The 18,063-nt window shown below is 46.2% G+C and carries 17 protein-coding genes and 1 other RNA gene; 3 read left to right on the forward strand and 15 right to left on the reverse strand.

Annotation, left to right across the window (positions count from 1 at the left end; all coding sequences use genetic code 11):
* Positions 1-33: 33 nt before the first annotated feature.
* From H615_RS0106455 to H615_RS0106480, 7 genes are all read right to left on the reverse strand, one after another.
* Positions 34-1,533, reverse strand: coding sequence for a carboxypeptidase M32 (locus H615_RS0106455; protein ID WP_027954376.1), 1,500 nt, complete (start codon positions 1,531-1,533; stop codon positions 34-36).
* A 122-nt stretch (positions 1,534-1,655) separates the two neighbouring features.
* A complete protein-coding gene (locus tag H615_RS0106460) occupies positions 1,656-2,810 on the reverse strand; it encodes a THUMP domain-containing class I SAM-dependent RNA methyltransferase (RefSeq protein ID WP_027954377.1) in 1,155 nt (384 codons plus the stop codon).
* Positions 2,811-2,922: 112 nt separating this feature from the next.
* An RNA gene (rnpB, locus tag H615_RS22010) (RNase P RNA component class B) lies at positions 2,923-3,300 on the reverse strand.
* Positions 3,301-3,394: 94 nt separating this feature from the next.
* Positions 3,395-3,706, reverse strand: a complete 312-nt coding sequence (gpsB, locus tag H615_RS0106465) for a cell division regulator GpsB (RefSeq protein WP_027954378.1) — start codon at positions 3,704-3,706, stop codon at positions 3,395-3,397.
* 81 nt (positions 3,707-3,787) lie between these two features.
* On the reverse strand, positions 3,788-4,354 hold the full coding sequence (locus tag H615_RS0106470) for an SLOG family protein (protein WP_027954379.1): 567 nt from the start codon (positions 4,352-4,354) through the stop codon (positions 3,788-3,790).
* A 94-nt stretch (positions 4,355-4,448) separates the two neighbouring features.
* On the reverse strand, positions 4,449-4,964 hold the full coding sequence (locus H615_RS0106475) for a CotD family spore coat protein (protein WP_027954380.1): 516 nt from the start codon (positions 4,962-4,964) through the stop codon (positions 4,449-4,451).
* 252 nt (positions 4,965-5,216) lie between these two features.
* Positions 5,217-5,618, reverse strand: a complete 402-nt coding sequence (locus H615_RS0106480; RefSeq protein WP_027954381.1) for a cytidine deaminase — start codon at positions 5,616-5,618, stop codon at positions 5,217-5,219.
* 172 nt (positions 5,619-5,790) lie between these two features.
* Between H615_RS0106480 and H615_RS0106485 the strand changes: the two genes are divergently transcribed.
* A complete protein-coding gene (locus tag H615_RS0106485) occupies positions 5,791-8,856 on the forward strand; it encodes an efflux RND transporter permease subunit (RefSeq protein WP_027954382.1) in 3,066 nt (1,021 codons plus the stop codon).
* A 47-nt stretch (positions 8,857-8,903) separates the two neighbouring features.
* On the opposite strand, the gene H615_RS0106490 is transcribed toward H615_RS0106485, so the two are convergent.
* Together H615_RS0106490 and H615_RS0106495 are read right to left on the reverse strand one after the other, a co-directional pair.
* Positions 8,904-9,266: a DUF1798 family protein gene (locus H615_RS0106490; protein ID WP_027954383.1), complete on the reverse strand. Its 363-nt coding sequence runs from the start codon at positions 9,264-9,266 to the stop codon at positions 8,904-8,906.
* A gap of 53 nt (positions 9,267-9,319) precedes the next feature.
* Positions 9,320-9,586, reverse strand: coding sequence for a hypothetical protein (locus H615_RS0106495; RefSeq protein WP_027954384.1), 267 nt, complete (start codon positions 9,584-9,586; stop codon positions 9,320-9,322).
* 491 nt (positions 9,587-10,077) lie between these two features.
* On the opposite strand from H615_RS0106495, the gene recU reads away from it, so the two are divergent.
* Positions 10,078-10,668 (forward strand): Holliday junction resolvase RecU, encoded by a 591-nt coding sequence (gene recU, locus H615_RS0106505; RefSeq protein ID WP_027954385.1) that lies wholly within the window; start codon positions 10,078-10,080, stop codon positions 10,666-10,668.
* A gap of 17 nt (positions 10,669-10,685) precedes the next feature.
* Entirely contained in the window at positions 10,686-13,358 is a 2,673-nt protein-coding gene (locus H615_RS0106510; protein ID WP_027954386.1) for a PBP1A family penicillin-binding protein, read from the forward strand.
* A 36-nt stretch (positions 13,359-13,394) separates the two neighbouring features.
* On the opposite strand, the gene nth is transcribed toward H615_RS0106510, so the two are convergent.
* The 6 genes from nth to H615_RS22015 all read right to left on the reverse strand — a co-directional run bounded on the left by nth (position 13,395) and on the right by H615_RS22015 (position 18,024).
* Positions 13,395-14,054, reverse strand: coding sequence for an endonuclease III (gene nth / locus H615_RS0106515; RefSeq protein WP_027954387.1), 660 nt, complete (start codon positions 14,052-14,054; stop codon positions 13,395-13,397).
* A gap of 9 nt (positions 14,055-14,063) precedes the next feature.
* On the reverse strand, positions 14,064-14,759 hold the full coding sequence (locus H615_RS0106520) for a DnaD domain-containing protein (RefSeq protein WP_027954388.1): 696 nt from the start codon (positions 14,757-14,759) through the stop codon (positions 14,064-14,066).
* A gap of 93 nt (positions 14,760-14,852) precedes the next feature.
* On the reverse strand, positions 14,853-16,145 hold the full coding sequence (gene asnS, locus H615_RS0106525) for an asparagine--tRNA ligase (protein WP_027954389.1): 1,293 nt from the start codon (positions 16,143-16,145) through the stop codon (positions 14,853-14,855).
* A gap of 21 nt (positions 16,146-16,166) precedes the next feature.
* Positions 16,167-17,351 (reverse strand): pyridoxal phosphate-dependent aminotransferase, encoded by a 1,185-nt coding sequence (locus H615_RS0106530; RefSeq protein WP_027954390.1) that lies wholly within the window; start codon positions 17,349-17,351, stop codon positions 16,167-16,169.
* A gap of 12 nt (positions 17,352-17,363) precedes the next feature.
* Complete coding sequence (locus tag H615_RS0106535) at positions 17,364-17,891, reverse strand: cell wall elongation regulator TseB-like domain-containing protein (RefSeq protein WP_051254607.1); 528 nt, start codon at positions 17,889-17,891, stop codon at positions 17,364-17,366.
* A complete protein-coding gene (locus tag H615_RS22015) occupies positions 17,854-18,024 on the reverse strand; it encodes a YpmA family protein (RefSeq protein WP_084163023.1) in 171 nt (56 codons plus the stop codon). Before H615_RS22015 ends, H615_RS0106535 begins: the two co-directional genes overlap by 38 nt.
* Positions 18,025-18,063 lie beyond the last annotated feature (39 nt).

Here is an 18,063-nt window from a genome sequence, read left to right on the forward strand (position 1 = left end):
TACCCAGCTGCATGCAGCTGGGTATCTTTTTAATTACTTGGATAACTTATAGATGTTCTGGTATTTTTCAGTTACGTACGTAATGAGGTAATCGGGATTCAACCCTTCTCCTGTCAGATCCTGGATAATTTCAAGCGGCTTCTTCATTTTTCCATACTTGTGAATGTTCGCCGTCAACCACTCCTGAATCGGTTTGAAATCCCCTTTTTCCATACATTCATCCACATCAATATCTTTCCTCATCACCGCGTTCATCTGGGCTGCGTACATATAGCCGAGAGCGTAGGAAGGAAAGTAACCAAAATCCCCCCCTGACCAGTGGATATCCTGCAGCACTCCCTCACCGTCGTTGGAAGGAATGATGCCAAGGTAGTCCTCCATCTTCCTGTTCCATAAATCAGGCAGATCCTTCACTTCAATTTCCCCGCCGATCAAGGCTTTCTCCAGCTCATAGCGGACCATAATATGAAGACAGTAGGTCAGCTCATCCGCTTCAATTCGTATGAACGAAGGCTTCACTTCATTTACAGCTTTATAAAAGTCACTCAAAGGAAGCTCCTTAAAGCTTTCGGGTGCATAGTTCTTGAAGACGGGGTAATGGTTTTTCCAGAAGCTTTCACTTCTTGCGATAAAGTTCTCCCAGAAAAGGGACTGGGATTCATGGATTCCCATGCTTGTCCCATCCGCCAGAGGAGTGAAGGCTAAGTCTTTTGAAATGTTCTGCTCATATAGAGCGTGACCACCTTCATGAATGGTACCGAATACAGCGGTCCGAAAATCTTTCTCATCGTATTTCGTCGTTACCCGCACATCATTCTGGTTCAAACCGATGGCAAATGGATGGATGGTTTCATCCAGCCGCCCCGCCTCGAAATCATAGCCCATCCGCTTCAAAATCTCCTCACTGAAGGCAGCCTGCTGATTTTTAGGGAAATGTCCTTCCAGAACAGATGGATCGGGTTTATTATCAGAAGCTTGAATATCAGACAGCAGACCTGTCAACGCCTCTCTTACCTTAGGAAAAACCTCATCAAGAATCCGGACGGTCATGCCAGGCTCATAACTGTGCAGGAGTGCGTCATATTTATGCTCTTCATATCCCCAATATTCAGCAAAGCGGCGCTTAAAGTCCACCAGTTTCTCTAAATAGGGCTGGAATAGGGCAAAGTCATTGTTGTCCTTTGCTTCCGCCCAGACCGATTCCGCCCGGCTCTGCAGTGTCACATATTCCCTGTATTCTTCTGCCGGTATTTTCACCGTGCGAAGATACGTTTCTTCCGCTTCTTCGACCGCTCTCTCCATCATCGGACTGGATGCCCGCCCCTTTAATTCGCTGATCATCGCTTTCATCTGATCAGAAGTCTGGATTTCATGCACTTTGGAAGAAAGGACTCCAATCACCTCTGAACGTCCTTCTATCCCTTTTTTCGGTGCTTTTGTCCGCATATCCCATGCCATTAAACCAATAGCTTCTTCATAGGACGCCTGTTCCTTCAGCAGATCCTGAAATTCCTTCTCGGTATGACTGCTCACAGTACCCTCTCCTTTTTCCAACATCGTTATGTAGATACCTTTTCATTATAGCAGTCTTTCTCTCTACACACAGGAATAGAAAAAGACCGCCCGGTTATCCGGACGATCTTCTCCTTCACTCTTTAAAAGCCTTTGGCTGTCTGTTTTTTCTTCTTCCCGAAATATTGATAATAGTCCGTCTTGATATATCCATTGAAGAGCTTCCTCTTCTTCGTTGCGGACTGGCCGTACAGTTTTTCGAAGCCTTCGTGGGACGTCAGGATGTAAACGCTCCATGATGGATAATCACGCATGATCATGCCAAGATCTCTGTACATCTGTTCCACTTCTTCACGGTCACCGATCCGCTCCCCGTAAGGCGGGTTGGATACAATATATCCGCCGTCCTGCTTCGGTTTCAAATCATTCATCTGCATCTGCTTCCACGAGACAAGCTCACCAAGTCCCGCTTCCATCGCATTTTTTCTGGCGATTTCAATCATTTTCGGATCAAGGTCTGACCCTGTAATATCCAGAGGCTGGTCATAATCCGCGGCATCTTCCGCTTCCTGAAAGGCATCATCCCAGGCTTTTTGCGGGATGAACCCCCAGCCTTCCGATGCAAATTCGCGATTAAACCCTGGTGCAATATTCTGCCCGATCAAAGCGGCTTCGATTGCGATGGTTCCAGAGCCGCAGAAAGGATCGACAAACGGCTTGTCCGGATGCCAGTTCGTAATCTGAACGAGAGCTGCGGCCATTGTTTCCTTCAACGGGGCTTCCCCCTGTCCCACTCTATAGCCGCGCTTATGGAGGCCTGAACCGGATGTATCGATTGTAAGAAGGGCTTCATCTTTATGAATAGCCACTTCCACTCTGTAAAAGGAGCCGGTTTCCTTCAGCCACGAGGCCACTCCATGCTTTTTCTTCAATCGTTCCACAATCGCTTTTTTAACAATCGCCTGACAGTCCGGAACACTGTACAGTTTCGATTTAACCGATTTTCCTACAACGGGAAACTCTCCGTCTTCTTCAATGAACGTTTCCCATGGCAGGGCTTTCGTTTCTTCAAACAATTGATCAAAACTTGTCGCTTTGAACCGGCCGACAAGCAGTTTAACCCGGTCTGCTGTCCGCAGCCACAAATTCGTTCGCGGAATGGCTGACACGTCGGCTTGGAAAATGACACGTCCATTTTCCACTTCCACATCCTCATACCCGAGCGCTTTCACTTCTTTACTGACGATTGACTCCAGGCCCATCGCCGCTGTCGCAATTAATGTTACTTTTCCCGGCATCTTTTTTCTCCCTGCCTTTCCATTTACATATGAAAGTCAAAATAAAAACCCTTCTAAAAAGCATAGGGCTTTCCAGAAGGGTAGCTTATACATAATGAACGACCTTTGAATACTCTGTAAGCCATGTTCTGTTCCATCGTACTGCCAGCGGTGGTCAGCCTCGTACTCCGGTGGCAATCATCTATCTGCCGTAAAACGGCCTTTTCTCAGGTTCGTTTCCCTTCAAAAAGTGCCCCTACCTAAATTTGGGTTGCTCGCTCGCGGGGTTTACCTCGTTCCACCCGGCATATTTCTATACCGGCTCCGTCACTGTGGCACTTTCAAGGTAGTCATTCCCTATCCGTAGACGTAGGAATTTTCCCTGCCGTAAGTTCAAAAGAACTCCCCTGACTTATGATTTCGTCAGGCACGAACACTACAGACATCTCAGTACTGTGCGAGCATGGACTTTCCTCTGCGCAGTCAAGCTGCGCAGCGATTACCCGAGTATTCAAATGTATGTTGTCATCTGTTTCATTTACGCTTTAATGACGCACTGATAGAGTATACCAGAATCCTTCGTTTTTGTCATGTGGATTTTTTTGTCATTCTTCGGCGTATTTGTTTCCGAACACAGCTTTTTCCAGATTGGATACCCGCTTCAGAATGTCGTAATTGACCTGCGGTGTGCTGCCTGTGTTCTGCTTCTGCCTGGAAGCAGTCTCTCTTGAGGACATTTTCTTCAAACGGTCATTTTCGTGTTGGAGGCGTTCAATCTCCTGCTGAAAGCGGTCATAGTCCTGAATAATTAAGTCCAGATACTCATCCACTTCTTCCTGATTGTACCCCCGCATGGATGTTTTAAAGTCTTTTTCCAGTATATCCTTACCTGTCAAATGATACTCTTCTAAGTTCATTCTTTTCACCTCTGTTCCACACATTACCTACATTTTTTCAAATGGAGCCCCAATTGTCAATTTCATTTTTGTATAAAAAAATCACTGACTCCAAAAATCCGGATCAGCCATCCGCATTTCCTCAACGGTTTCCTCCAAATCAAACGGGGTAATATATAGAATCTGATAATTTCCTTTTTCCACAGCTTTTTCTGCCATATTTAGAAAGAAGCGCGGACTGCCCTCGGTCTCTTCATTATATAAAACGAGGCAGGCATCCGAGTGTTCAATAAGAAACTGATCTCTCGCTTTGAACTGATACGGTGCTTCATATCCCTTATTATAAACAGGCTGGTAAAAATCAGCCGTCATCGTAACTTCCTCATAAATCATCTGCAGATCTTCCGGCCAGCGCTCCTGCTGGTTCTCAAAAGGAGGAATGACGCCGAGGTTGACCGCATAATCTTCATCCTTCAGGTCAAGAACGACCTCAGCTGTCCAGAGTTCCACACCCATCTGCCCGGAAACAAGCACCCATTCAAGACCTTCATCGATATATGTAACCAGACGCCTTTTGATGGTTTCCTTTATAAAGGAGACTTTATCATCCTGCTGCTTGAATATCCCTATTTCCATGGGTTTGTAACCGGTCACCACTAACGTTCTCACGGCCGCACCGCCTTTCATTTGTTCCTTGCTTTCCCTATTTTACCTAGGTTTAAGGCAAAAAGAAAATAAGCCACTGGTATGGTGGCTTATTGATTTACTCTCCGAACCCCGGACCCATCATCGGCATTTGGCCGTTCATCCCAGGCATCTGACCTTGGTTCATCATCGGCATCTGACCGTTCATACCGGGCATCTGACCTTGATTCATCATCGGCATCTGGCCGTTCATTCCGTTCATTCCCGGCATCTGGTTCATTGGCATTTGTCCGTTCATATCTGCCATTCCGCCTTCTTCCATATCTCCCATAGGGCCCGCACCCTGCTGGTTCATGTTTTCCATCCAATTATAGTCTGGAGAAGACCCTTGAGGGTAGGCAAATTCCTGCGTTTGGAAATTGTTTTGTTCGGAAACCATGTATGGGAAGTAATGGTTATTGTTCAACAGGTGGTTGTTTCTTACGAGAATGTGTGTCGGGTGAATGTAATCCTGATTTTCACAGAAAAAATTGTCTACAACACAATGTTGGACCGGACATACAATTGGACAGCGGTTGCTGCACTGTGACATCGGTCCACAGCCGCACGAGTCATGCATTGAATGATGATGCATTCTCCTTCACTCCTTGTTCTGTTATTCCTTATCAGCGTATGTCATAAACGGGAAGGATGTACTAGGCGAAATCATCATATCTCCCTCTCCCTCTGCTTGTACACCAATAATTGGAAAGGGAATGAGCTTCTTTTGTACGGTAGAAAGCATACGTAAGTCGCTGATTCACATTCCAACGTCCAAAGAATGTCAGAGAATACATAAAAGAAAGACTGCCGTAATTTCGACAGCCTTTATCGTCATCATGATCCATTACTCTTCCGGAAGATCAGAAGGTGCAAAGGAAAACGGCAGGATTTCATCCATCGTAAATGTTTTGGAATCACCGTTTAAGTTGGTTGTATAAATCGCTACTGAGGAATCGAAAAATTCACTCATCACCTGGCGGCAGGATCCGCAGGGAGGTACAGGCCTTCCTGTGTCAGCCGCTACAGCAAGAGACTTGAACTTTTTATGTCCATCGGAAATGGCTTTGAATATTGCCACGCGCTCTGCACATAAGGACACCGGATACGCGGCATTTTCAATATTGCACCCCGTATAAAGGCTGCCGTCCTCTGTAATGAGCGCTGCTCCTACAGGAAATTTAGAATAAGGTGTGTAAGCCGTACCTCTGGCTTCAACGGCATGTTTCATCAATTGTTTTTGTTCCAACGTCATCCCTCCCTATTAGTGGGAAGGTCATTATATATGAATGAAAAACAAAAGTAAAGCGATTTCAATAGAGAGAACCCGGCACATTGAGCAGATTGATATTTGACACATGTGTCGGAAAAAAGCGTATACTGGAGAAGCACATAGAGAATAAGATAAGGGAGGAAAACACATGAAGACACTTTTACAATACAACAAGATTGTATGGGTATTTATCTTACTATTATTGTTTACAGGTATTTTTACGTACCTGCAGCTTCCCAAAAGGGAAATCCCTGAAATTAACGTGAACGTCGCTTCTATTTCCACGGTTTACCCTGGAGCCACGCCTCAGGAAGTGGAAAGTACCATAATCAACCCTCTTGAGGAGGAATTATCCTCGCTTGAAGGTGTGGACGAACTCACCTCCGCTTCTACATCAGGCTTCGGTTCTGTGACAGCGTCCCTGGCAGGCGGGGCATCTGTGGATACGGTGAATTCTAAAATCAGACAAGCCGTATCCGATGTTTCCCGCGGGTTCCCTGATGAGGTTCAGGAACCTGAAGTCAATACAGACACGACTATGTCTGCTGTCGCTTCCTATAACCTGACTGCAGATGAACAGGAAAGTCTTTATGACCTGCGCAGTGACATAAAGGTGTGGGAAGAAAAACTCACCTCCATCACAGGGGTCCAGTCGATTTTGGTCAAAGGGCTGCCGGACGAGCAGTTGACCGTTTCTCTAGACAATGAAGCCCTCTCGGAAAACCAGCTCACACCTGTGGCTGTCATTCAAAAACTCCAGCAGGAAATCAGTCCTTCCGCTATTGGAACAGAGGAAACCAATGGTGAAATCAAGCAGCTGCTGTTTCAAAAGTACGAAAGTGCAGAGGAACTGGGCGGGTTAAATATAGGCACCGGCGCTGACGGCTCCCCTCTTTCCTTATCCGATGTAGGGGAAACGGCGGTCACAGACAAAGCACTGGAAGACCGTATTATTTACGAAGGAAAGCCGGCTCTTTCTGTAACGATTCTCGCCGAAGAAGGCGTCAACATATCCGCTTTACAGGAACAGATCACCGGGCAGATAAAGGAATTGAGCGGCGACCTTCCTGAAAACATAGAAGTCGAACAATTTTATACACAAAGTACCGTCATTGAAGAAGTGTTTACGAACTTAATCACTTCCTTTGGAATATCGCTTCTTGCTGTTATCGTAATCATGGTACTGGGTCTGCCTCTATCATCGGCCGTTCTGGTGGCACTGGCTATACCGGTTTCCATCGTTATCGGCTTGATTCCACTGCCATATGTAGGAGTTGACCTTAACCAGATTTCCATCATCGGCATGATCATAGCCATCGGTATTCTTGTTGATGACGCCATCGTGGTCAACGATAATATCCAACGCAGATTTCAACTGGGAGACGGCCCTCTTGAAGGAACGGTACGAGGAGTAAGAGAAGTTGGGAAATCAATTGTGACATCTACATTAATGATCATTTTCAGTTTCTTTCCGCTCATGTTCCTTTCAGGGACCAACGGCGATTTCATTCGAGCGCTTCCTTCTGTATTGATTTTTACGATTACCGCTTCCACCATCATCGCACTCACACTGATTCCAACGGTACAGTATGCGAGGAAACGCAGGACCAAACAAAAGAAAAAATCTAAAACAGGCTTGCTGGGCGGACTTTTTGACCGGCTTGAGCGTGTCTATGCCGGCCGTCTGCTTCCTAAAACGACGAAACGGCCATGGGTGACAGCTGGATCAGGAATCGTGATCTGCATCCTGCTTGCTCTGCTTGCCGTTAAAATTCCATTTGAATTTTTCCCGGCTGCCGACAGACCTGAAGTAACCATCAATGTGGAAAATCCGAAAGGAACAACGCTTGAGGACACAGAGACAACCCTGCAGGATATGGTTCGTTTTATCGAGGATTCGGAGGAACCCGTAACAGAAACAGCCACTTATGCAGGTACAGGTCTTCCGAACCTGTTCAGCTCCGGACTTCAGCAGACTGGAGAAAATACCGGACAGGTGCTCGTCCGGGTGGACAGGGATGAGACAAGCGCTTCCGCTTTTATTGAAAAATGGGAGGAACCGCTTCGCAATGAGTTTCCAAATGCGGAAATATTCCTGGAGACCATCGTGTCAGGTCCGCCGCCTTCTCCTCCTGTTCAAGTGAAAATTCAAGGCCCTGATATCAATCAGCTGTTTGAAACGGCTGAGCAGGCCAAGCAAGAGTTTTCCTCTATTGAAGAAGCCGAAATTGTAACCATCAACGCTGATAAAAATCAGCCGTTTGTTGAATATATCCCTGACAGATCCCTGCTTGCTGAAAATGGAATTGCTGTCGATACCGTAGTGTCCCAGCTTCAGCTGGCCAATTCGGGTGCACCGCTGGGTACATTCGACAATGGCGTCACACGCCTGCCTCTCCAAGTCATCCTCGATGATGGCAGCGAAGAAGGAGCAGCTCTTGAAGAACTCCGTGTAGCTGCTTCAAGCAGTGAAAACGGCCCACCTGAGACGTTCACACTGGATGAAGTAGTCTCTGTTGAGGAAACGGAAGGCATCGGAGTCATCCCTCACTTGAACGGAGAACGCACATTAACGATCGAAGCCTATCCACAGGAAGGTTCCGAGGATGAATTTTCCAGTAAAGCTGAAGAAGTGACTGCTTCTATTAAAGAGAACCTGCCTGAAGGCTATTCTCTTGTAGAAACCGGACAGAATGATGCGCAGACGGAATTCTTCATTGAAGTATCCAAGTTATTTGTAATCGTTCTGTTCCTGATCTATTTAACCATTGCCGTTCAATTCAACTCCCTGTTTATGCCGCTGCTGATTACCGGAACGGTATTCCTCGCTGTCACGGGTGCCATTGTAGGACTATTCGTTTCAGGAGAACCACTCAGCTTCCTGGCTGTACTGGGTATCGTATCCTTGTCAGGCATAGTCGTTCGAAATTCCGTCATTCTGGTGGAATTCATTGAGCAGAACCTCGGCTCCTATGCGACGACGGCAGAAGCTGTCATTGAAGCAGGGCGTGCCAGAATCCGGCCCATTGTCCTGACTTCCCTGACATCCATCGCTGCATTAACTCCGATCATCTTTTCCGGCGATGTCTTATTCAGACCATTAGCTGTATCGATCGTTTCGGGACTTGCTTTTTCCACAATACTCACATTACTGCTCGTTCCTTCTTTCTATTTGATTTTCGCAAAAGTGACGAAAAGGGAAAAGCGGGCATAACAAATAAAACCGGAGCTGACTTCATCAGCTCCGGTTTTATTTATCTCTTACGATGATCTTTTTTCGATATCACTCAAAATCATATCCAGCACATAATGGGATGACTGGTATAATTCCTTGAACCGTTTGCGATCCACATCCAAGTAATAGCTGTGGAGAATGATCATCTCAATATTTTCATGTGTCGATTTCACCTGATTCGGGTGAACGGACGATTCTCTATTTTTCACAAACTGCTCCGCTTCCTCCATCCATTGATGGTTGACCTCGAACATCGGTTTCGTTTTTTCCTTCACATGAGCGAAGAAATCCCGGTTGTTTCTGTCCACAGGTCCATCTGTCTGGAGAAAGCGTTTATGCTGTTGATCGATTAAGGATTTTAATTCCCGTGTATATTCTTTTAACGACATCCTCCCACACCTTTCCCTTCTACTTTATCATGTGGGCAGGGATGGCATCAATTTTATCCGACAGACCTTTTTTTGGCCTGCTGCGCGATTCTTCCCATGTAAGCCTGGCGTTTTTCTTTTTTCATATGCCTCAACTCTCCCTGCAGGTTCAAAACCTCTTCCTTTAACTCATCCACTTCTTTCCGGTGGGCGACTGTCATGGAAAAAACAATTTCATCCGCTTTCAAGGACATTCTTCTTTCAAGGAGTGAGAATTTTTCCTGCAGCTGGAAAAGCTGACGCTCAAATTCCTCAGGCGTGACGACAATCGGCTTGGTCATGGGCATCTCCCCCTTTATTGGATACGTAACAAATTCTCTTCCCCGTGCATATCTCCTTTAGGAATGACAAGACTAGAACTAAAGCAACAAAACAAGTCAAATCCATTAATACCTTCGACATTAAAGGAGGAGTCCACATGGCAGGGAAAAAAGATAAGAAGAAGAAAAAACCGGTGAAAGCCGAGACTGACAATCCTAAGCTGGCGGGAGAAAACCGTCCGGCCACATAAGGATGATGCTGCTGCTATTTCTTTTAGCAGCAGTTTTTTTATCCTCACAAACGCAAAGGGATTTTCGAAGGACTATATATACAGGTTTAACATGTCTGTTCATAGGGAAATTTCCCTGGTGCTGAATCTTTCTGTGTCGGAATTGTGACAAAATGAAACTTTCCTCTGGTTCAAACGTCTATAAGAATTGAACCATTAGTATATATGCGTGGAGCGTAAATTTTGGTATGATACTCTCATGGCTACAGGGAGGGAAAAACATTGAATTATCCCAACGGGAGACGCAGCTCAAGCCGTCATGCTGCTCCCCAAGGAAAGACAAAACCAGAATTCAGCAACAGAGGGATGACCCTTGAAGAAGACATTAATTTAACGAATGAATATTATCTGCAGGCCGGAATGGCGGTCATCCACAAAAAACCGACACCCGTTCAGATTGTTCAGGTGGATTACCCAAAGCGCAGTGCAGCCGTTATTAAGGAAGCTTATTTTAAACAGGCGTCCACGACAGACTATAATGGTGTCTATCGTGGCAGGTACATTGATTTTGAGGCAAAGGAGACGAAGAACAAAACGTCTTTTCCACTCAGCAATGTCCATCAGCATCAGGTGGATCATATGAAAGCCGTGGAAAAACACGGGGGCATCAGCTTTTTCATTATTAAATTCACCCCCAGGGATGAGGTCTATCTTCTACCCTCTTCAACGCTGTTCGCCTTTTGGGATGACCAGCAGAACGGAGGTCGGAAATCGATCCCCTACCACAGTATTGACAAGGAAGGTTTTCGTATTCCTTTTCGTTACCAGGCCCGGATTGATTACGCCGGGGTTTTGGATAAGCTTTATTTCTGAAATGGAGGATATGTAACATGGCAAACGATAGCCAGTCGCGTACAGCACGACGAAAACAAATGAAATCATCGAAAAAAACTAAAGGAACATCAAAGTTCAAAAAAATCTTTATGACCCTGTTAACCATAGGAATCGTTCTGATGATCGGTGTCGGTGCATTATTTACTTATTATGCTGTTTCCGCCCCCGCTCTGGATGAAGAGAAATTATCCGATCCATTTTCTTCGAAAGTGTATGACGATGACGGTGAGCTTATTGCTGATCTCGCCGGGGATGAAAGGCGTACAAAAATTACGTACGATGATATTCCTGCGGTCATGGAAGATGCTGTGCTGGCAACGGAAGACGTCCGCTTTTACGATCATATCGGTATTGACTTCCAAAGAATCGGCGGAGCCATTCTAGCCAACATCACAGGCGGGTTTGGAGCTGAAGGTGCCAGTACAATTACCCAGCAGGTTGTCAAGGAGTCCTTCCTGACAACAGAAAAAACGATTAAGCGGAAAGTTCAGGAACAGTATCTGGCCATTAAACTCGACCAGGAATATTCCAAAGAAGAAATTCTTGAGATGTACCTGAACAAGATCTATTACGGCGCAGGTGCCTACGGGGTAGCAGAAGCCGCAGAAACGTATTTCGGTAAAAAAGACCTGAATGAACTAACCCTGCCGGAAGCCGCTTTGCTTGCAGGTCTGCCCCAGCGTCCAAGTGGATACATGCCTTTTGAAAACCCGGATCTCGCCAAAGACAGGATGAATACAGTCTTGAGCCTGATGGTACAGCACGGCAAAATCACAGAAGCCGAGGCTGATGAAGCAAGGAATGTTGAAATTGAGGACATGCTGATCGAGAGGCAACAGGAAGAAGCCACTCCTTATCAGGCCTTCATTGACAAAGTTGCCAAGGAAGTTGAGGAAAAAATGGATGGCGCTGATATTTACAAAGACGGATTGAACATTTATACAACCTTGGACACGGATACACAGGATTATGTCCAGCAGCTCCTCAGCGATGAAGGCGGTATTTCCTGGCCAGACGATGAACTGGAAACCGGTCTTGCTGTAACGGATACCAAGACAGGTGCTGTCAAAGCCATCGGTGGAGGACGGAACTATCAGAAAGAAGGCTTTAACTTTGCAACGGATATCAACCGTCAGCCTGGCTCCACCTTCAAGCCGATTGCTGCTTACGGGCCGGCGGTTGAATACAATAAAATTTCCACCTATCACCAGCTCAATGATGAACAGACAGACTTTGGTGACTGGTCGCCGAATAACTTTGACAATCAGTTTAGAGGATGGGTTTCTGCCCGCTATGCCTTAAGCCGCTCACTGAACATCCCTACCATTAAACTTCTGCAGGAAGTCGGCGTGGATAAGGCTCAAGACTTTGCCGAAGGACTCGGCGTTGATTTCGGAGAAGAAGGCATGTCCTTGAACGATGCCATTGGAGGAGGATCAACAGGTATGAATCCCCTGCAGATGGCAGGTGCTTATGCGGCCTTCGGTAATGAAGGCGTCTATGTGGAGCCCTACACTGTTGAAAGTGTTGAAATTCCCGGAGAAGGTACGATTGATTTAAAACCTGAACCGACTTCAGCTATGAGCAGTGCGACGGCTTATATGGTATCCAACATGCTGCAGACGACGATGAGTGAAGGCTCAGGTTCGGCTGCCAACGTTCCCAACCTTACAGAAGCCGGGAAAACAGGAACCACGAACATTGGAGATGTAGCCAACAACTCATGGTTCAGCGGTTATACGACGAATTATTCCATCTCCATCTGGACGGGGTATGGAGAAGATAACTCCCGTGGACTGTCAGATGCAGCTAGAAATATTCCGAAACAGATATTTAAACCTTTGATGACCCAGATATCTCAAGGCACGGATACAGCTGACTTTACGAAACCTGATTCCGTAGCCTGGGTGGATGTTGAGGAAGGATCCAATCCTGCCCGCCTTCCGAGTGATTATACACCGGAAAGCCGGATTGTTACAGAGCTCTTCCATGTAGACAATCAACCATCCAAAGTGTCACAGGTATTCCAAAAGCTTGACCCAGTTAAAGGATTGTCCGGTCAATTCAATGAAGAGTCATCGACGATTGATTTGAGTTGGAATTATGGCAGTAGTGATGGCGTGACCTTCCGTATCGCTGCATCCATTAACGGCAGTGAAAGCAGACAGCTTACGACAACGAAGGATACCAGCGTGGAAATTACCAGCATCGATCCTGCTGCCACCTATGAATTCTCGGTCGTTGCCATCAGTGATAACGAAGAAGCTGAAAACAGCGATCCTGCCACTGTTCGTGTTCAGACACCTGGCTCTATCGGAGATGAAGAACCGGAAGAAGAACCGGAGGAAACCGAAGAGAACGAAGAAAATAGTGATGAAGAACCGCCTTCTGATGAGCAGGAACCAGCAGAAGAAGAAAGCGGAGAATCTGATGAAAACTCCGCTGGAGAAGAAGGCAGCGGTGAGGATAGTGAAACCACCCCTGAAGAAGAACAGGAGAACAATCAAGAGAACGAAAACAGCGAGCAGAATAATGAAGATAACAGCAATCCGGACACCAACAATGGAAATTCCGGAGGAAATTCTGATGAAGGCGGCTCAGAAGAGCAGCCCCCTCAGGAAGAAAATGACACAGAGTTACAACAGAATGAAGAAGATGAAGAAGAGTAAAAAAATACCCGTACGCTATGATGCGTACGGGTATTTTTATGCGTTTTTTTCTTTTTTCTTCATCCTCTTCTGCCCTTCCCTGCAAAGGGAAAGCAGCGGGCATTCTTCACAGTTGGGGCGCTGGGCTTTGCAGTGATAGCGTCCGAAAAAGATCATCCGGTGATGCGTGACGCTCCACTCCTCTACAGGGACTTTCCGCATCAATGTTTTTTCTACTTCAAGGACGGAGTCCTTCCAGCGGCAGATGCCAAGCCGTTTCGAAACACGCTCTACGTGTGTATCTACTGCGATGGCTGGTTCATCAAAAGCAACCGAAGCAACAACATTTGCCGTTTTCCTCCCCACCCCGGCAAGACTTTCCAGCTGTTCTTTCGTGGGGGGAACTTCGCCGTCATACTTTTCAAGCAGGGTTTCCGACAGCTTTTTAATATTTTTGGCTTTGTTACGGAATAGGCCGATCCGCTTAATGTCATTCTGAAGCTCTTCCAGCGGTACGTTCACATAATCTTCGGGACTTTTATATTTGGAGAATAAATCCGGTGTCACTTTGTTTACCAGCGCATCCGTCGCCTGAGCAGATAGGACGACAGCTACGAGAAGTTCAAATGGATTGGTATGATTCAATTCACATTCAGCATCCGGATACATCGATTCGAAAATATCCAGGCAGTAACGAATTTGTGATTTATTTAACATGAGCCTTTTTTATGAATCCTCCTCCAGCCAGTTGTAATAGAGAGAAATATCTCTCTTTTTTCTTTCCTGGTTCTGTGTCCGCTGGGCGGGCTGACCCTGACGGAACTGCCTTCCCTGCTCCCTGGCCTGCTCCACCGTGCGGATTCCTTTTTTCTTCCATTCCCTCAAAATCCGGTCGATATATTTAAAATTAAGCTTACTCATCAATACAGCTTCTCTTAATGCCGCTTTAATTAAAGCTGGTGACTGCTCCTCTTCATCCAGCCAGATGTTGATCGTTTCAATCTCAAATGGTGACAAAGGTCTGCCGAATTCCTGTTCAAATAATGGAAAGATGTTATCCTCGTAATTCGTTTCCTTTTGCGGACGCGCTGTGTTCACGGTGAACAGTTTCTCCCATAATGGTTCAAGAGAATAACGCTCATTGAGCACCTGATGTTCATTATGGTTCTGCTCAATGGTCATCAATCGTTTTTGAATAAGGCTGCGCAGAACTTTTGAACAGTCCTGGCTTGTGATAGATAAATGCTCTGCGATTTGTTCAGGTGTCGGAAAATCATTTCCTTCTGTTCCGAACCTGTGAATCTGCAGCAGGACAACCAATTCGGTTTCATCCATATTCAACTGGTGATAATGCATCAGCAGCTGTTTGGGAACGACTATTTGGTTATCAAGGATGTCTTGAAAGCTTTGGTATTTTCCCAAATGAATCCCTCCGTTCCTATACTTGCTCATGGAATGAAAAACACCGATAAGCCTCAGGCTGGACATCGGTGTTTTTCTCTGCCGTCTATTTTATCATGGATACAGGCGGTTAAGCAGACGCGGGAATGGAATGGTTTCACGCACGTGCTCGACACCTGCGATCCAGGCGACTGTCCGTTCTAACCCCAGTCCAAAACCTGAGTGAGGCACGCTGCCATACTCACGAAGCTGAAGGTACCATTTATAGGCATCTCCGGAGAGGCCGTGTTCTTCATAACGCTGTTTCATCAGTTCAAGATCATCAATACGCTGGGACCCACCGATGATTTCTCCATACCCTTCAGGGGCGATCATGTCTGCGCATAATACTACTTCCGGACGTTCCGGATCCGGCTTCATGTAAAACGCTTTGATTTCTGCCGGGTAATTCGTGATGAACACCGGTTTGTCATATGCTTCGGCAATCGCCGTTTCATGCGGTGCACCGAAATCTTCTCCCCACTCAATGTCATCAAAGCCTTTTTCCTTCAACAGTGTTACTGCATCATCGTAGCTGATTCTAGGGAACGGTGCCTTGATTTTTTCCAGTTTTTCTGTGTCACGGCCGAGCGTATCGAGTTCGATTCTGCAGTTGTCCAATACTGACTGGACCACATGGCTGACATACTGTTCCTGGACTTTCAGGCTGTCCTCATGATCCATAAAGGCCATCTCCGGCTCAATCATCCAAAACTCAATCAAGTGACGACGGGTTTTGGATTTTTCCGCACGGAACGTTGGTCCAAAACTGAAAACGCGTCCGAAGGCCATGGCTGCCGCTTCCATATAGAGCTGTCCACTTTGAGAAAGATAGGCATCCTCTTCGAAATACTTCGTATGGAACAATTCCGTGGATCCTTCTGCTGAGGAACCGGTCAGGATTGGTGGATCAATTTTGACATATCCGTTTGTATTGAAAAACTCATACGTTGCGCGGATAATTTCGTTCCGCACTTTCATAACCGCATGCTGACGCTTGGAACGGAGCCACAGATGGCGGTGATCCATTAGGAATTCTGTTCCGTGTTCCTTTGGCGTAATCGGGTAGTCGACCGCTTCCTGAATCACTTCAAACCCTGTCACCTGCATTTCATAGCCCAGGGGGGACCTTGTATCCTCTGCAATCACACCGGTCACATAAAGGGAGGTTTCCTGGGTAAGCCCTTTGGCCTCCTGAAACTTTTCTTCGCCGATGTCCGCTTTTACGACGATCCCCTGCATGAATCCTGTACCATCACGGAGCTGCAGGAAGGCGATCTTTCCGCTTGACCGCTTATTACTCAACCAGCCACCAATGGTGACTTCTTCTCCAATATGTTTTGCTGCTTCTGAAATCGTTGTTTTCACACTAATACCTCCAACACTGCTTTATGATTGATGTTTTTCGACGAATCGCTTGATACGTCCGGCTGCTTCCTCCAACTGCTCCAGGGAAGTTGCATAAGAAAGCCTGACGTTCTCAGGGCTTCCAAAGCCGGACCCGGGAACCAGAGCGACTTTTTCTTCGTCCAATAATGCTTTCACCATGTCGTCCACAGATGAAAAGCCGCATAGGGAAGCGGTCTCCTGAACGTTCGGGAACAAGTAGAAGGCCCCGGAAGGTTTGGCACACTTCACTCCAGGAATCTCCAGAAGAAGCTCATGAAGAACGTCCAGCCTTTCCTTGAATGCTTTTTTCATTTCCACTACTTTTTCTTCTGAGCCTTTATAGGCGGCAAGTGCCGCATACTGGGCAATAGAAGTTGGATTTGATGTGGAATGGGAAGCCAAATTGGTCATCCCTTTAATAATTTCTTTTGGACCGGCAGCGAATCCGATTCTCCATCCTGTCATGGAATGGGATTTGGATACACCATTGATGATCACTGTCTGATTGTATAATTCATCTGATAGCTGCGCAATGGAAACATGCTTTTCTTCGGTATAAATCAATTTCTCATAAATTTCATCCGAAACGATTAACAGTCCGTGTTCAAGACAGATGTCTCCCAGAGCTTTCAGTTCCTCTTCAGAATACATCATACCTGTCGGATTGCTCGGTGAATTGATAATCACCGCTTTGGTTTGATCTGTAATGGCCGCTTTCAACTGCTCCGGTGTCAATTTAAAGTGATTGGCTTCTTCTGCTGGAACAATCACCGGATTACCTTGAGCCAGTTTGATTTGTTCCGGATAGCTCACCCAGTAAGGGGCAGGAACGATCACTTCGTCACCTGGATTCAAAATCACCTGGAAGAGCGTAAACAGGGCGTGTTTGGCTCCTGTTGTCACTATGATTTGTTCGTTGGAATACGTCAGCGCCTGATCGCGCTTCAATTTATCGGTGATGCTTACTTTCAATTCAGGAATTCCACCCGCTGGTGTGTATTTTGTCAATCCATCATCCATCGCTTTTTTAGCGGCGTCCAGTATATAGGAAGGCGTATTGAAGTCCGGTTCTCCCGCTCCAAGTCCGATGACATCATGTCCTTCTGCCTTCAACGCTTTCGCCTTGGCTGTAATCGCTAATGTCGTAGATGGTGTTAATGATTGTACACGTTCTGCTAACTTCATGAACCTCACTCCTTAATTGTTTTGTCGGAACGCAAACCTCTGATCAAAGGAGTCTCCGCTTAATGTAAAATAATCAAGTACATATCTGCCCTGCTCATCAGTATAAACGAGCTCATAGACAGGCTGCTCCTCTTCGTAACCGTAGGAGACATCCTTGAAACGACAGTCCGGACAGTTCGAGGACCACCGGCTGATCAGTTGTTCTTCTGAGAGAACTTTAGCTTGATTCACATCGGTCAAAACCGTGTCGACTGCTTCATTGATGAAAACGAGCGAGGCTTCTCCGTCTGACCCTTCCCCTTTTACGACGAACACTTCTGTTTCCCCGTTGTACGTTTCAACCTGATCGACGGCCGTCAGATTCGTTTTCTGGACGGCAAAGGCTGCGGCCTGTTCGTGGCCTGCGGTTCTGTCCTGATTAATTTGTGTATACATCCAGATGAAAAAAATAAGTGAAAGAAGGACAAGTCCAGCGATAATTCCGCCGATCCATTTGACCCAACTAGGTACGGTATATGGTGAAGACTGCGGTTTCAGCATCGTCATCATCCAGCGCCATTCCAAACATTAGATTATCTTCTTTCAATGTACGATTCAATGTGTCTACCACTTTATAGAGGTCATCTGTCTTTTTAATTTTAACCGTAGATAACGTTTCTATTTTGTTTTCCATCGTGTCATCCTCCCTTTACCAGGCCTGTGCCCGATTGTA

Origin of the sequence: Halobacillus kuroshimensis DSM 18393 (assembly GCF_000425705.1) — a bacterium.
Lineage (GTDB): Bacteria > Bacillota > Bacilli > Bacillales > Halobacillaceae > Halobacillus > Halobacillus kuroshimensis.

Bases quoted from the DNA above. Each gene is read 5' to 3' on its own strand.
- H615_RS0106535 (WP_051254607.1), bottom strand. From the start codon at position 17,891: ATGCTGAAACCGCAGTCTTCACCATATACCGTACCTAGTTGGGTCAAA.
- H615_RS0106510 (WP_027954386.1), top strand. From the start codon at position 10,686: ATGGCAAACGATAGCCAGTCGCGTACAGCACGACGAAAACAAATGAAA.
- H615_RS0106475 (WP_027954380.1), bottom strand. From the start codon at position 4,964: ATGCATCATCATTCAATGCATGACTCGTGCGGCTGTGGACCGATGTCA.
- H615_RS0106495 (WP_027954384.1), bottom strand. From the start codon at position 9,586: ATGACCAAGCCGATTGTCGTCACGCCTGAGGAATTTGAGCGTCAGCTT.
- H615_RS0106485 (WP_027954382.1), top strand. From the start codon at position 5,791: ATGAAGACACTTTTACAATACAACAAGATTGTATGGGTATTTATCTTA.
- H615_RS0106460 (WP_027954377.1), bottom strand. From the start codon at position 2,810: ATGCCGGGAAAAGTAACATTAATTGCGACAGCGGCGATGGGCCTGGAG.
- H615_RS0106530 (WP_027954390.1), bottom strand. From the start codon at position 17,351: ATGAAGTTAGCAGAACGTGTACAATCATTAACACCATCTACGACATTA.
- H615_RS0106490 (WP_027954383.1), bottom strand. From the start codon at position 9,266: ATGTCGTTAAAAGAATATACACGGGAATTAAAATCCTTAATCGATCAA.
- gpsB (WP_027954378.1), bottom strand. From the start codon at position 3,706: ATGAACTTAGAAGAGTATCATTTGACAGGTAAGGATATACTGGAAAAA.
- nth (WP_027954387.1), bottom strand. From the start codon at position 14,054: ATGTTAAATAAATCACAAATTCGTTACTGCCTGGATATTTTCGAATCG.
- H615_RS22015 (WP_084163023.1), bottom strand. From the start codon at position 18,024: ATGGAAAACAAAATAGAAACGTTATCTACGGTTAAAATTAAAAAGACA.